The organism is Methanobrevibacter sp., assembly GCF_045120835.1.
GTDB lineage: Archaea > Methanobacteriota > Methanobacteria > Methanobacteriales > Methanobacteriaceae > Methanocatella.
This window is the reverse complement of record NZ_JBGVFE010000025.1, coordinates 1-14,836: the sequence shown is the minus strand read 5'-3', so window position 1 is coordinate 14,836 and position 14,836 is coordinate 1. Positions and strand designations below refer to the sequence as shown.

Below are 14,836 nucleotides of genomic sequence, written 5' to 3'. Positions count from 1 at the left end.
TTTTGTCAGTGTTAGGATAGTAAGTTACATTAATCTTGTATTCACCAGCAGCTAAGCCTGCAACAGTGAAGGTGCATTTACCATCAACTAATGCTTCAGGAGCTACTTGAATGTCACCGACAATTCCCACTGAACCAGTAGGAGCATAAGTGGTTCCATTATTTTGTAATACAACTACAATTTCAACAGCATCAGGATAAGTAGTACTATTATCAGTGACTGTGATTGTAGGAGTAATTTTTTCTATGGTGAATGAAGTAGATTTAACGTCATCCTGTAAATTCTGATCATTGGATAATACCACATAAATTGTATGAGTACCAACTGTAATATTTTCAATAGTCCAGTTAGCAGCATTATTCACTAAATCTTTTTCTCCTAATTTGTGAGCAGTATCAATAACCTTATCATAGAATGTGACCTTACCTGTACCGTATGGAACTACAACAGAAATGGTAGTGTTTTCAAATAAGGTATCTCCTTCATGACTGATGTTAATGACAGGAACTGCTTTTTCTACTTTAAATGAAGTATTATTTGTAGCGCCAGTATAATTTTCATCGCAAGATTTTACAACAATATAATAGTCAGCACTAGCATTTAATAAACCGATCGCTTGAGATTTGCTAGCAGCCTGACCAGGAGTTGTATCAATGGTTACTGTATAATTATAGAGTTCTGCACCACCTTGGAATGCATATACTGTAATGTTATATTCACCAGGCATGTCTGCAAATACAACTGCAGTAGCAACATTAGGATATGTTACATCAGCAACAGTAATATTTAAGTGTATTGTACCTTTATTAACAGTTAAAGTTTTAGATGCATCTTCAAATGGATTATAATTATCAATTAAAGCAGTAACATTAACATTATAAGAACCAGCATATAAGTTGTTAAATGTTTCAATAGTCCTGTTACCTTTACCGTCTTTTACGGTTACTGTATAATCAGTACCATTTATTTTAACGGTATAATCACCATCTACAGCATTACTGATCTCTATAACTACTGCATCAGAGTATGCTACAGGATTAGGAGTAATGGATATAGTAGGAGTAATAGTACCATTTGAAACGGTAAATGTTGAACCATTGGTGGTTTGTGTATAATTTTCATTTAAACTTGTTACATTTACTGTATAGGTACCAACAGGTAAAACAGGTAAATTAACTGAACTGTTAGTAACCGGAGTAGTAGATGTAGCGCCAGTAATTACAATAGGTATTTCAATATCTTTGCCTTCAATGGTTACTTTGTAAATACCATCAACAGAAGCTGTAACTGTAATAGTAGCATTTTGAGGATAGTCTACATTATTAACTGAAACAATTAAAGTGTCGATTTTACCATATGCTACTTCAAAGCTTGTGCTATTTACGGTATTAATATCATAATTAGCAAATTTAGGATCTGTAGCGTTGGATGGTTTTACACATATTGTATAATTACCAGGAGTAAATTTATACATATCTCGTGTATCACCATTGACTTTCACATAAGTAATATTTTCATTACCGATGTAAATTAAATAAGCATCATCAAGTGAACCATCAACATTAGTAACAAATTTAACAGTAGGAACTGTAGGGAATGTTACATTGTCAACAGCTATACTGAAGTAGATAATACCTTTTTCAACAGTTACTGTATGAGTTGCATCTTCAAATGGATTATAATTTGAAATAGTACTAGTTACATTAACTGTATAAGTACCAACATTTAATGTATTTTTTGTAGGAATGATAGTAGATCCATTACCATTTGAAACAGATATTGGATAATCAGTACCATTTACATTAACATTATAAGTACCATCTACAGCATTAGTAATATTTACAACTATTACATCCTCATATTTTACAGAACTGTTGACAGTTATAGTAGGAGCAAGAGTACCGTTGGTTACATTGAATTTAGTTGTATTAGTACCTGAAGTATTCCAATTATTAAATGATGCATCAGAAGCATTAGCTTTTACACTAACCTCGTATTTGTTAACAGGTAAAACATCTAAAGTCACATTACCTTTACCATCTTTGACAGTAACAGAATAGTCTTTAGAGTTTACATTAACAGTGAAATTACCGTCAACACTAGCTTCAACTATTGCAATAGCTTTGTTAGGATAAACAACATCAGCAACAGTTACATTAAAGTAAATATCACCTCTTTGGATTTCCACTACATTTGTATAAGTAGCTTTAACTGTATCATAATACTCAACAAGACTTAATAAATCAACATTATACTTACCAGCATCTAGAACACCTAAAGTCTTATTACCTTCACCATCTTTAACAGTTACTGTATAATTTTTGTTGTTAACAGTAATATTATAATCACCATCAACATTTGCTTCAATAAATACAACAGTAACATTAGGGTATTTAACTACTAGAGCAGTAACATCTGAAACTGTTATGGTACCATTTTTAACCTCAAATGTTTTTGTAATAGTTGTTTCGTTATATTCGCCATTTGCAACGTAGGTAAGGTTAACAGTATAGTCTCCAACTACATAAAGTGGAAGTGTGAAATTGGAAATCTTACCTGCAACGAAACTACCACTATTAACAAGTTGGTCATTTACATAAAGTTTGTAGTCACCATCTACATTACTGGTAAAGTTAACAGTTGCATTATTAGGATATGCAATTTCAGTAATTACATCAGTTTTATTAGTAATGTTCATATCAATTACAGGTTTATCTTTAGTTACTTCAAATGTACAAGTATCATTATAAGCTGAATATGTAGTAGTATTTTCACCAAAAGTAACGTTGACAGATTGAGTACCTAAAGGAAGTTTGATGGAAAGAGTTCCATTTGCTTTTTTCTCTGCTGATTGATATTTTAATACAAGATTTTTAGTAGTAGGTTCAGCGCCATTAGATTTAATGACTACGGTTACAGTCACATCACCAGCAAGATTGTCACTGGTAAATTCTACATCGATAGTAGCATTTTCAGTTACAACATTATTATTAGCATCTACTTTAATACTTGGTGTGTATTTAACTACATCGAAAGTAAATTCAGTAGAGTTATCATTATAACGTTTTTCTGAAGCATCTTTAAGATATGAAATAGTTACTGTATATGAAGTCACTTGATCTAAATTCTCTTTAGGAATAGTAATATCAACTTTACCGTTAACAAGTGAAACGGTGCCTGAGTAACCACCTAAAACATATTGAATAACACCAAGAGGATAGTAATTAGTATCACAGTTAGTTAAATTAACAGAAATTACCGCATTACTACCGATATATACAACACCAACAGTTGCATTTATTTCAGGTGTAACTTTAGCAAGCACAACGTTATCAGTTACATTTCCTTCGGTTAAGTTGTTGTCACCCATATACTTAACAGTAATAGGGAATGTTCCAGCACTTTCAACAAATTTACATTTAAATGTAGCAGTACCGTTTTCATCTACGGTTGCAGTAGCATTTTCAACATTGTTGACGTATAATTTAATTGCAGTACCCTTAGTTGCATTTTGAACTGTTACATTGATTTCAACATCTTCGAATAATACTTGATTATCAATTGATACCACTGTAATGATTGGTGCTGTTTTATTAACAAATAATTTAACAGTATCATTTACAGCAGGAGCATATTTAGTGTTTCCTTCAAATGTAACATTAATATCATAATTACCAGCAGCGATTTTACCTAAATTGACAGTTGCTTTACCATCAGTTAAGGTAATATTCTCATTGAATATGATACCAGCAGCGTTTTTAACTGTAACATTTACATTTTCACCAGTAATGTCACTAGCTAATTCTATATCAAATGAAACATCTTCATTGTATTTATATTTACCTAAAGTAATGTTAATAGGTGTAGTAAATTGATCTACTTTGAAAGTTGTAGAGTTTTTATTGTTAGTGTAGTTACTATTAGTAGAAGTAAAAGTTACATTAATCTTATAAGGATTAGCATTTACAAGATATGCAGTATTAAATGAATATACTCCTGCAACAAGAACTCCATTATCTACTACTACATCATCATTAATCTCAACTGTTACACTACCGGTTGCATCACCAGGTAAAGTAATAGTAATAGTTTGATTTTGGAATTTGGAAGTATCCACATCAATTTTGATATCAGGTGTTTTTGGATTAACCTCAAATGCTTTACTTGTAAAGTTTGTTTTAAAGTTATCATCACCTAAATATCTAGCAAAAACAGAGTATGTTTTTACTGCAGCATTACTCATAGTGTAATTAGCAGTACCGTTAACTAAAGTTAAAGGCCCTAAGGATACATCACTAATTTCAAACTCAACATTCCCAGTAGGAGTTGCAGCATATTGACCTGTTTTATTTTCAACAGTCACTTTAATAACAACTTCACCATTATAAACCGGATTAACAGGTATTACATCAATAGTGATTATTGAATCATATTTTGAACCTGAAGTAAATTTAACAGTAACATTATCACATTCAGCATTTGAAAGTGTAGCATGTGTTGCTTTAATTTCATAAGTACCTAGTTCTGAAGGATTATACGCACTAGGATTAGCGATTACATTACTGCCTTCAAAGTATTCCCAAAGAGTATCATCAACAACTATTTTCTTACCGTTAACATATGCTTGTGCAGATAATGCAGAAGTTGTAGCTGGAAGAACAATTGTTTCAGGTGATGCTGCAACAATTATTTGAGCTTGAGAAAGTAATTCTGCATCAGATTGTAAAACTATATCTCCATCACCAAAAACAGAATCATCAGATATGGTTAATTGTGAACCCTGATGTGAAGTAATTACTTTACATCCAGTAAATGTAACATGATCTAATGTTAAATTACCCGCATTTTGAATAGCAACAGTTGCATTGATTAAAGTCATGTCTTTTAAAGTCACATTATTTCCAGAAATAGCGAAAATAGCTTCACCACTACCGGAATTATCTATTATCTTACCATTACCATTAATTACTAAATTATTATTATCAACAGTAATAGGAGAATTTTCTGTTGAATTTCTTTTAAAATCAGAACTTAAGTCCACAGTACCGGTCTTCCCAGTAATGTTTCCTTGAAGCTCATTAAAATTCGCTTCGCCAGCTGAAAGCACCGTGTTTGAATCAGAAGCAGAAACAATATCATCATTTGATACTGAAACAGCGTCTTCGTCTGATGCTGCCAGATCATCACTAGCATCATCAGCTGCGCTTACAGCAGAAACACACATAATCATTATTAAAAATATTAATAATATTATCGTAGATTTCTTCATATTTTACCTCATCGAATTCGATACGTATTTTAAAATAAATATAAAAAATCTAAATTAAAATACATATGTTATTTAAGCTGCACATCATATATAAGTTTTAATATTTTTTCGTAGGAAAATGGCCAAAATCCAAAAATAAAGATTTTTATTTACATTTGAGAAATCTGTTTTCATTCACCGAAATGTCAAAAATGCAAAAATTTCATTAAAAATTTACCAAAATCGGTAAACGATATTATGTGTTCAACTTGTTGGAATAAATATTTCCCAATACAATACTTCAATATCATGACAAATCATGCCGGATAAAGTGAAGCACTATTGAAAAGACTACAACTCCGCCAAAACCGGATTCATGCAATAAAGCATACATTTTAAAATCCCACCGGTTGACTGACTGAAATTGGAGAAATCAAAAATACATTCAAAAAATCCAATAAGTTAATAAAATACTATATATAATTATTATATATGAGAATCATACTGGCAGGAACCGGAAGTGCAGTCGGAAAGACCACAATCGCCACCGGCATCATGAAAGCGTTAAGCGAAAAGTACAACGTCCAGCCCTTCAAGGTCGGACCGGACTATATCGACCCGTCATACCACACCCTGGCAACGGGAAACACCTCAAGAAACCTTGATTCATTTTTCATGAAGCAGGGCCAAATTAGAGACTCATTCCTCAAGGGAATGGAGGGCAAAGACATTGCCGTTATCGAAGGCGTAAGGGGGCTGTATGAAGGAATCGATTCCATAAATGATATCGGAAGCACTGCCAGTGTTGCAAAGGCTCTCGATGCACCTGTGATTTTAATCATAAACTCAAGAAGCCTTGTCAAAAGCGCCGCAGCCTTAGTGCTTGGATTTAAATCCCTAGACCCTGAAATCAACATTGCAGGAGCAATACTCAACAAGGTAAAAAACCGGGCACACTATGAGAAAACAAAAAGGTCAATCGAAGAGATTACAAAAACGGAAGTCATTGGCGGAATCGTAAGGGATGACTCCATATCAATCGAGCAGAGACACCTTGGCCTTGTTCCCGCAAGGGAAAGGGAAACCTCAATAAAGTTCATAGACATCTGGTCAAAGACCATAAAAGAATCAATAGACCTGGACAGACTGGTTGAAATAGCAAAATCCGCACCAAAAATCACCTCCGAAAGAATTCCAATCTGGAATAAGCTGAACAGCCAAAGGGTAAAAATCGGCGTTGCATACGATGAGGTCTTCAACTTCTACTACAAGGAAAACATTGAAGCCCTGGAGGCAAACAATGCCAAAATTGAGTATTTCTCACCTTTAAATGACGAGTCACTCCCCGACTGCGACGGACTCTACATCGGTGGAGGATATCCCGAACTCTTTTCAAGGGAACTGTCCAACAACGAACAGATGCTTGAGGACATCAGAAATTTCCACAACGAGTCAAGACCTATCTTTGCCGAATGCGGAGGCCTGATGTATCTCATGAACTCCATACATGACGACAGGGTGGTCGACATCTATCCGTATAAATCGGTTCTAACCGACAGGGTGCAGGCGCTTAAGTACACAATCGGCGAAGTCACCGAGGACAACATAATCTCCAAAAAGGGCGAAATCTTCCACGGCCATGAGTTCCACTACTCAAAGGTCATTGTCGATGAGCTAAAACACAAAATGGCATTTAAGATCACAAGAGGAAAGGGATCATTCAACAGCATGGACGGTTTTATGGAAAAGAACACCCTTGCAAGCTATGTCCACACCCATGTTGCGGCAATGCCTGACTTTGGGGCAAACCTGTGCATTTCAGCTCGTGAACTGGGAGATTAATATGAAAAGATATGACTTTTTCAATCCGATGATAGTCGCAGCGGCGATACTGGCATTTCTGGCGATGGGATATGTGGGCTCGTTCAACTACAGGTTCGAAAATCCCCTGAACAGTGCCGTTATCCTGACTGTCATTTTCGCATGCATAGTATTTGCCGTCGGATATGCCATTGTGAAATACAAATTCGATATCCAACCGAAGGAAATCGGCTTTTTTAGCGAAAAACTGCTTTTGGGACTGGTAATTGCAGCTCTGATATTGCAGACAGTCAACATGATACTTCTTGGAGGAATTCCCCTTTTCAACTCAACTTTAAAGGCAAACGCAACAACAAACATATGGAGAGTTGCCTATCCGCTCTTCTTGATTGCGCTGAATTTCCTTCTGGCAAAACACTACAGCAGAAAATACCTGATTCTCGTCATACTCGGAGCCCTCATATTCGGCCTCAACGGATACAGGACATCAGTTCTTGGAATACTTGGAAGCTCATTCATCACCCTGTACTATCTCGACAAGATTTCTAAAAAATTTGGAATCGTCTTCATTGCAATAATCATTGCGGGCCTGATGGCCGTTGGCTATATCGCATCCCAGTCAATCGCAGGCCAGCACTGGACACTGAACCCGCTGGAGCTTATATTCTACCGTGCCGGATTTACTCTGGAGGTATTTGAAAGAATCCTGCCTCTTGCCGGAACCACCCACGGTAAAATCCTCTCGATGGTTTTTTCATCAGGAAGTCCTCGGACATTCATCGGCCAATACGTCCTCAACTACGATGTATGTCTCACTTCAACGCTCTTCGGTCCGGTGATGCTTGATTTCGGATATATTGGACTGACCGTGCAAATGCTTTTTATGGGAGCATTCCTGGGACTGGCAAATAAGGTAAAAAAAGGCATCGGAATCGGAATTTATGCAATAATCCTGACTCATACAATCATATGGATAGAAACCGGTCCAACCGACATCATGATCTGGTTCTTGTATCTGATCGGACTCATTTACATGATAATCTGTTTGAAAAAATAATCCATGTTGACAAATTATAATTCAATATTAAAATTGTTATAAACTTGTAATTTTTTAATCTAAAAGCAATAATGACCCAAAATCATATATAAAGACATAAATATTAGATTTAAGACATGATTAACTAGAAGATAAATTTCTTCTATGAAAAATGGATTTATCTTTGAGTTTAATCTAAGAGGTTTGGAGCAAATATTTAATATTTAATACATTATACTATTTAATGAGTGAATGTTACTACAGTGATATTATGAATAATAGAAAAAGGATAGCCCATGAGTTTGCAAAAATTATTAAATCCGATGACATTAAACTAATAATGTTATATGGATCTGTCGCTCGTGGTGATGATACAGAAGAATCCGATATTGATATTTTAATTGTATCGCCAATTGCCAACGAATTAAAACCTAAAATTCATAAAATTGCAATTAACATGATTCTTGAAAAGAACGAAGTAATATCACCCAGATTAATGACTGAAGAGCATTTTAATAGAACCAAAGATAATCCATTTTTAACAAATGTGTTAAAAGATGGTGTTAAAATTGGAAAAAATTACAAATGCAATGAATGTTAGCAAAAATCAATTAATTTCAAGTAAAACTTTGTTTGAGGCAGGACAGCATAGAGATTCGATAACCTTATCATATTATGCAATGTATTCGGCAGCTTTGGCATTGTTGTCTAAAAAAGATATCTCTCCAAAAACACATGAAGGAACATTAAGGCAACTAGCTAAAGAATATGTTAAACCGGGGTTATTAAGTCAAGAATCTTATAATTTTCTATATGAAGCAAGAGAAACTAGAAATGATTCAAGTTATGATTATTCTGTTGTTTTCAGTGAGGAATCATCCGAAAAATTAATTTTACAGGCTGAAAAATTCATAGCTGAAGTGGAAAGTTTATTGTAATTGTGATAGAGTATCCTATCACTTAAATTTAATTTTTGAACAGACCATCTGGTAAAAACAATCCCACAGACATCATATCTGATTCATTTACATGATAATTTGCTTTAAAAAGTAAAAAAAACTGAGCGAAATAAGGCCAAATTATAAAAAAAGTAAAAAACAGGCAGAAGGAATCTGCCGGATTAATTCTAAACAAAGATTAAAATTATCAAAATCACCAATGAAATGAAGAATATGAATGTTCCTTTAACAATGAAGTCCGCATTCCTGTCTGTGTAGAATGAAACACCATAAGACAATGCCAGTGCAACGAACATTTCAATGAGACCGGTGATGCCGGAATCCATTCCAAGCAGCCTGCCTGCAATGAATGAAATGAGGTATGAAAATATTACAACCACAAGAATCAGGACGATCGGATTGTTAAGAAGCATAAATAGCGTTGACCCCTGTGAGAAACTGCTTGTCCTCAAATCATAATTGTATAAATTGGTCTGGCCATAAGGATCTAGGCTGCCCCTTCTTTGTTGGGTGCTTCTGTTTAGAAGTGATGAGATTCTGCTGGTGTGCGGTTCATCGACCTGCCTGTATAAAGTATTTTTATAGACATTAGGATGGGCATCCCTTTGCCTCATGAGATATTCCATGTCTGAAGCGTCGTAGCTGTATTCGGGATACTCCTCTTCGATATAGGCAGAGGCTCCACCGTCATAAGAAGTGTTGTCAAGGGTTGTCTGATTGGTCCTGTCCTGGTATTTCTTAGCCAGTTCAAGCAGGTTGTTGCGGTCAACCAGCTTGATGTTTTTTCTGATTGCATAGTTTTTGGCCTGTTCGGAGAAATATGCGGAAGTTACGATAGTCACCTTGGAAGCCTTGATGCTTTCCTGAACCTCTTCCATCTCCCTCAATACATCCACGCCAATCTGAAATTCCTTGTCATAATTTTTACATGCTACGACTACCCCAAAGTCCCCAATTGTTGTAGGCAGAATAGCATATATGTCAATAACCTTTTGCGAGGTTTTAAAATTCTTGTAAACCTTAAAACCTGAATCCTCCATTACCTTTGCTATAAAATTAATCAATTGTGGCTTTTCCAATTTTCCACCCACTTGTGTTTTTTACAATAATATTATATTTTATGGATTAAATTGTTATTAAAGTTTATCCCATTACCTAAAATTATTTAAAAAATAACCACCCATTAAATTATATGAAAGCATTGATAAGTAATGATGATGGAATAACGGCTTCAGGAATACTGGCTTGCAAAAAAGCGGTTGAAGACTTATGCGAAACCTATATTGTTGCTCCAGAACTCCAGCAAAGTGGAATCGGCCATGCCTTAACATTATATGAACCGTTAAGAATTAACGAGCACACTCTTAAGGACAAAAGCAAAGGATACGCAGTTACAGGAACACCAACCGATGCGGTAACCCTTGCACTGTTTGAGATAATGGATGAAAAGCCCGACATAATGATTTCAGGGATAAACACCGGTTTCAACATAGGAAAGGCCGAACTTACAACTTCAGGTACCCTTGGAGCTGCAATCGAAGCTGCCAGCTTCGGCATTCCAACAATTGCAATTTCACAGGAAGTGACCCGTGACGACATAAAATTCGAAAACGGCGAAAACCAGGTTGACTTCTCATTTGCAGGAAAGATGCTCAAAAAACTTGCAAAAATTGTTTTAAAAAAAGGTTTGCCTGAAGGAATTGACATACTGAATGTTAATGTTCCCGAAAATCCTTCAGATGATGAATTTGAGATTGCACACCTGAGCGAAAGGATGTATGTTCCGGTCATCGACAGGCGCCTCGATCCGCGCGGAAAGCCATACTACTGGATTGGCGGCGAGCCTTATGAATCACACAAGCCCGGAAGTGATGGTCATTATCTTCGCAAACTACAAAAAACCACCATAACACCAATAAAAATTGATCAGACAAATGATGTTGATTCGTTGCGTGAGTGGTTAGGTTAAAATACTTAAATGTTTAAATCCTTAAGTATTTTTTCTCTTTCGGCTCTAAGTTCGCCTAAAACTTTTTCGTCTGTGCATCCTTCTTTTTTAAGCTGTGCTATTGTACGGGTAATAGCCTCTAAATTACTTTCTAATTGATTAATTGCCATAGTATATATTATAAACATTAAAGTATTTAAAGTTGAAAGACTAATGTATGAATAGAATATTTTAGGATTTGAAACAATGAGCAACGATAATGTAAACAAACTTTTTGCACAGTTTAAAAACAAATATGTAAGCGTCGATTTAAGGGGAGATTACAGAACCGAAGGTACAGTAATCGCCATTGATAACTACCTTAATCTTGTTTTGGAAAATGAGAACGGCCTTGAAACCATCAAAGGCGGAAATATAATTTTTATAAGCTTAAAAGAAGATTAGATATTAACTTCAATACCTAATATCTCTTTTTCACCATTGTAGACATCCATCGCTATTTGAGCCGCACCTATGGCTCCTGATTCGGATGAGATTACCATCATATCATAGCTGTTTTTAAAGTACCTGTTGATTTCATCCTCAAAGTCAAAGGGCTCTTTCATGCTTCCGATGGAACCTGTAAGGACTATTCCGTCAATGTCATTTTTGCATACCACAGCCAAACCGGCAATTTCCATGGCGACTGTCATTATAAGGGTATCTATGGCCAATTTTGCCTTCTCGTCGCCTTCACGGTAGTTTTCCAAAAGCTGATCTTTCATGTTGGCAACCTTGCCGTCTATTCCGGCAATCTTGATTGCTCCTGCATGTGAAAAGCAATCGTTTGCAGAGGCCCTGTTCTCGTCGATGTCCCTGATCATTTCCAAATCAAGGGGTCCATGAACAACGCCCATTGCACCCAGACATGCATCCATTGCCCCTTTTATCCTGCCGTTTTCAATGAGGATATTCACGCTGTTTGAGGATATGTCTGCAACGATGAAATTTCTCCAGCCGGTTTCCTTTAAGGCATTATAGGAAATGCTTACCTTTTCGGGACTTGCCTGGTGTGAGTAGGCTGCACGGAACATTTCATCCAGGGAAGTTGAGTCCTTGTGAAGGCCCGGAATCATTATGGAAGGAATGTCGAGCTCTTCAAGTTCGCTGAATACCGAGGTTCCCCCTCCGGTTACCTTTCCTGCACCGTTGATTGACAGTATTCCACGATTTTCGACCTTGGATGTAGGCATTATCTGAGCGAATCCGTCACCCATCGCATAGGTTACAGCCATTAGCTTAACGTCGCCCAAATCAAGGCGTTTTTTCAATTCATCTGCTGCAGAAACCAGACCTTTCTTTGATTCCTCACGTCCGATTTTAAAAACGTCCACGACATCGCCTTCATCAGACATTATGCAAAATGAGATACCGGTAGTTCCATGGTCCATTCCAATAAAAACCATTATAATCACAAAAAAAATAAAAAAAAGAAAAAAGACGTTTAGTCGTCTTTTTGTAAGCCACAAGCTTTTCTGAGTCTTTCTCCAACAATTTCAATTTCTTTTTGACTTTCAGCTGCACGCATTTCCTTAAGGTTAGCACCGTCGGTTGCGTTTTCGTCAGCCCATTCTTTCTTGAATGTTCCGTCCTGAATTTGTTTTAAGGTAGTTTTCATACCTTCCCTTGCCTCATCGGTAATGATTTTTTTACCACGGGTCAATCCTCCAAACTCAGCTGTGTTACTTACGTCATGCCACATTCCGGCAAAACCTTTTTCATAAATCAAGTCAACGATAAGTTTTACTTCGTGACAGGTTTCAAAGTAAGCGATTTCAGGCTGATATCCTGCTTCAACCAAAGTGGTGAATCCTGCATTGATGAGTTCGGTAATACCTCCGCATAAAACGGTCTGTTCACCGAAAAGGTCTGTTTCGGTTTCTTCCTTGAAAGTGGTTTCCAAAACACCAGCTTTGGTCAATCCGCATGCTTTAGCCATACCCAATGCCAATTGCAATGCATCTCCGGTTGCGTCCTGTTCGACTGCAACGAGACCAGGAATTCCGAATCCTTCCTTGTAGGTTCTTCTAACCATTGATCCAGGTCCTTTTGGTGCAAACATTACAATGTTTACGCTTTCATCAGGTTTGATTAATCCAAAGTGGATGTTGTAACCGTGAGAGAATGAAATGGTGTTTCCTGATTCCACGTATTGTGCAATCTGATTGTTGTAGACTTTTTCCTGGATTTCGTCAGGAAGCAAAATGTGAATAATGTCAGCTTCAGCAGCGGCATCTTCAATAGTTTTGACATTCATTCCGTCTTCTTTAGCAGCATTCCATGAGCTACCATTTTCTCTTAAACCAACAATAACATTAGCTCCACTGTCAGCCATATTTCTGGATTGTGCTCTTCCTTGAGAACCATAACCGATAACTGCTATGGTTTTTCCTTCAAGAACATCAGTATTTACATCGTCGTCATAATACATTTTCATAATAATCACTCGTAAAATTAAATATCACATAATAATTATGATTGTCAATATTAATAAAAGTAACTTAATTCAATATATCGACAAAAAAAAGAATAGAATATAGATGGTCTAGTAACCATCTACTAAAACTTTCAACTCGCCAGTTACAATATCAATGATTAAACCGTGTACAGGCACGTCAGGTATCAATGGATGGTTTTTGATTTTTTCAACAACGTCCTTAACGTTTTGTTCTTCTGATTCAAATCCTCCAATCCATTCAGCCAAATCGTACTTTGCAATATCCTCTTCAGCAATGCCACGAGCGAGCATTTTTTCTTTCAATGCTTCTGCATCTGCACCTGCCATACCACATTCAGTGTGACCTACAACCATTACCTCTTCAGCGCCAAGGTTGTACAATGCTGCACCGATTGACCTGATTGCGTCTTCACCTACAATTGAGTTTCCGGCGTTTCTGACGATTTTTGCATCTCCCCTTTCAAGGCCAAGTGCAGGTTCGAAAAAGTCAATCAGCCTGCAGTCCATACAGGTGAGAATCGCCAGTTTTTTGGCTGCATGGTGAGACATTTCTGTGCCTTCAAAATTTTCAACGAATTGCTTATTGTCATTTAAAACATTTTCCAATATTGTCATAATTTATACTCCCCTTGCCATTGCTGTAAGGCCGGTACGGGCTATCTTATTAATTCCATAGCCTTCCACTAAAGATATAAATGCATTGATTTTTTCCTTATCTCCAGTAAGCTCGATCAGTAGTGTCTGGTCTGTTACATCTACAATTTTAGCCTTGAAAATATTAGTGTACTGAATTATTTCAGCTCTTGCCTTTGAATTCGGAATGTTTACCTTAATAAGGCACAATTCCTTTTTGACTGCATTTTTGGTAATATCTTTAATCTTGATAACATCAACCAATTTATTCAGCTGCTTTGTAACCTGTTCAAGTCCTTTTTCATCCGCATGAACAGTTATTACCATACGTGAGAGGCCTTCAACTTCTGACTTTCCTACGGTAATGCTGTCAATGTTGAATCCCCTCCGATTGAATAAGCCGGCGACTTTTTGTAAAACACCCGGTCTGTCCTCAACCAGTGTTGAAATAACGTGATAATTTTCATCCATCTAAATCACATCCTTTTCAAGCTTGTACTCGCCAATCATCTCATTGATTCCCGCTCCCGGAGGAAGCATAGGCAGCGCCTCTTCGGAGTCTATTACTACATCCAACAGGATTGCTTCGTTGTCCTTAATTGCACTGGCCAAAGCATCCTTTGTCTCGCCAGGTTCGGTAATTCTTACTGCATTGACGCCGAAACTTTCCGCAAGCTTGACGAAATCAGGACTG

General features: G+C 36.5%; 14 protein-coding genes. 6 read left to right on the top strand and 8 right to left on the bottom strand.

Annotated elements, in window-relative coordinates; genetic code table 11:
* A partial coding sequence (locus tag ACJMLO_RS02385; protein ID WP_405293558.1) for an Ig-like domain repeat protein occupies positions 1 to 5,230 on the bottom strand: 5,230 nt, incomplete at its 3' end.
* Between the two features lie 510 nt (positions 5,231 to 5,740).
* Between ACJMLO_RS02385 and cfbB the strand changes: the two genes are divergently transcribed.
* The 4 genes from cfbB (at position 5,741) to ACJMLO_RS02365 (ending at position 9,043) form a co-directional block, all read left to right on the top strand.
* Positions 5,741 to 7,090 (top strand): Ni-sirohydrochlorin a,c-diamide synthase, encoded by a 1,350-nt coding sequence (gene cfbB / locus ACJMLO_RS02380; protein ID WP_405293556.1) that lies wholly within the window; start codon positions 5,741 to 5,743, stop codon positions 7,088 to 7,090.
* Position 7,091: 1 nt separating this feature from the next.
* Positions 7,092 to 8,126 carry an oligosaccharide repeat unit polymerase family protein gene (locus tag ACJMLO_RS02375; RefSeq protein WP_405293554.1) on the top strand — a complete coding sequence of 345 codons (1,035 nt, stop codon included), beginning with the start codon at positions 7,092 to 7,094 and terminating at the stop codon, positions 8,124 to 8,126.
* Between the two features lie 250 nt (positions 8,127 to 8,376).
* Entirely contained in the window at positions 8,377 to 8,706 is a 330-nt protein-coding gene (locus ACJMLO_RS02370; protein WP_405293552.1) for a nucleotidyltransferase domain-containing protein, read from the top strand.
* On the top strand, positions 8,675 to 9,043 hold the full coding sequence (locus ACJMLO_RS02365; RefSeq protein WP_405293550.1) for a HEPN domain-containing protein: 369 nt from the start codon (positions 8,675 to 8,677) through the stop codon (positions 9,041 to 9,043). The genes ACJMLO_RS02370 and ACJMLO_RS02365 overlap by 32 nt, the downstream gene beginning before the upstream one ends.
* A gap of 188 nt (positions 9,044 to 9,231) precedes the next feature.
* On the opposite strand, the gene ACJMLO_RS02360 is transcribed toward ACJMLO_RS02365, so the two are convergent.
* Positions 9,232 to 10,143, bottom strand: a complete 912-nt coding sequence (locus ACJMLO_RS02360) for a restriction endonuclease (protein ID WP_405293548.1) — start codon at positions 10,141 to 10,143, stop codon at positions 9,232 to 9,234.
* Positions 10,144 to 10,256: 113 nt separating this feature from the next.
* On the opposite strand from ACJMLO_RS02360, the gene surE reads away from it, so the two are divergent.
* Positions 10,257 to 11,033: a 5'/3'-nucleotidase SurE gene (gene surE / locus ACJMLO_RS02355; protein WP_405293546.1), complete on the top strand. Its 777-nt coding sequence runs from the start codon at positions 10,257 to 10,259 to the stop codon at positions 11,031 to 11,033.
* A 5-nt stretch (positions 11,034 to 11,038) separates the two neighbouring features.
* On the opposite strand, the gene ACJMLO_RS02350 is transcribed toward surE, so the two are convergent.
* Entirely contained in the window at positions 11,039 to 11,182 is a 144-nt protein-coding gene (locus ACJMLO_RS02350; RefSeq protein WP_405293544.1) for a hypothetical protein, read from the bottom strand.
* Positions 11,183 to 11,258: 76 nt separating this feature from the next.
* On the opposite strand from ACJMLO_RS02350, the gene ACJMLO_RS02345 reads away from it, so the two are divergent.
* The gene (locus ACJMLO_RS02345; protein WP_405293542.1) at positions 11,259 to 11,456 is read left to right on the top strand and encodes an LSM domain-containing protein; all 198 of its coding nucleotides are present in this window, start codon (positions 11,259 to 11,261) and stop codon (positions 11,454 to 11,456) included.
* Here ACJMLO_RS02345 and ACJMLO_RS02340 read toward each other — a convergent pair.
* The 5 genes from ACJMLO_RS02340 to ACJMLO_RS02320 all read right to left on the bottom strand — a co-directional run.
* Complete coding sequence (locus tag ACJMLO_RS02340; protein WP_405293540.1) at positions 11,453 to 12,457, bottom strand: methanogenesis marker 12 protein; 1,005 nt, start codon at positions 12,455 to 12,457, stop codon at positions 11,453 to 11,455. The two genes, ACJMLO_RS02345 and ACJMLO_RS02340, sit on opposite strands and share 4 nt — an antisense overlap.
* A 38-nt stretch (positions 12,458 to 12,495) precedes the next feature.
* Entirely contained in the window at positions 12,496 to 13,488 is a 993-nt protein-coding gene (gene ilvC, locus ACJMLO_RS02335; protein WP_405293538.1) for a ketol-acid reductoisomerase, read from the bottom strand.
* Between the two features lie 108 nt (positions 13,489 to 13,596).
* Positions 13,597 to 14,124: a beta-class carbonic anhydrase gene (locus ACJMLO_RS02330; RefSeq protein WP_405293536.1), complete on the bottom strand. Its 528-nt coding sequence runs from the start codon at positions 14,122 to 14,124 to the stop codon at positions 13,597 to 13,599.
* 3 nt (positions 14,125 to 14,127) lie between these two features.
* On the bottom strand, positions 14,128 to 14,613 hold the full coding sequence (ilvN, locus tag ACJMLO_RS02325) for an acetolactate synthase small subunit (protein WP_405293534.1): 486 nt from the start codon (positions 14,611 to 14,613) through the stop codon (positions 14,128 to 14,130).
* Positions 14,614 to 14,836, bottom strand: a 223-nt coding sequence (locus ACJMLO_RS02320; RefSeq protein WP_405293532.1) for a thiamine pyrophosphate-dependent enzyme, incomplete at its 5' end; no start/stop codon positions are given.

Excerpts from the sequence above, each read along its gene's own strand:
- cfbB (WP_405293556.1), top strand. The coding sequence starts at position 5,741 with ATGAGAATCATACTGGCAGGAACCGGAAGTGCAGTCGGAAAGACCACA.
- ACJMLO_RS02375 (WP_405293554.1), top strand. The coding sequence starts at position 7,092 with ATGAAAAGATATGACTTTTTCAATCCGATGATAGTCGCAGCGGCGATA.
- ACJMLO_RS02370 (WP_405293552.1), top strand. The coding sequence starts at position 8,377 with ATGAATAATAGAAAAAGGATAGCCCATGAGTTTGCAAAAATTATTAAA.
- surE (WP_405293546.1), top strand. The coding sequence starts at position 10,257 with ATGAAAGCATTGATAAGTAATGATGATGGAATAACGGCTTCAGGAATA.
- ACJMLO_RS02350 (WP_405293544.1), bottom strand. The coding sequence starts at position 11,182 with ATGGCAATTAATCAATTAGAAAGTAATTTAGAGGCTATTACCCGTACA.
- ACJMLO_RS02345 (WP_405293542.1), top strand. The coding sequence starts at position 11,259 with ATGAGCAACGATAATGTAAACAAACTTTTTGCACAGTTTAAAAACAAA.
- ACJMLO_RS02340 (WP_405293540.1), bottom strand. The coding sequence starts at position 12,457 with ATGGTTTTTATTGGAATGGACCATGGAACTACCGGTATCTCATTTTGC.
- ilvC (WP_405293538.1), bottom strand. The coding sequence starts at position 13,488 with ATGAAAATGTATTATGACGACGATGTAAATACTGATGTTCTTGAAGGA.
- ACJMLO_RS02330 (WP_405293536.1), bottom strand. The coding sequence starts at position 14,124 with ATGACAATATTGGAAAATGTTTTAAATGACAATAAGCAATTCGTTGAA.
- ilvN (WP_405293534.1), bottom strand. The coding sequence starts at position 14,613 with ATGGATGAAAATTATCACGTTATTTCAACACTGGTTGAGGACAGACCG.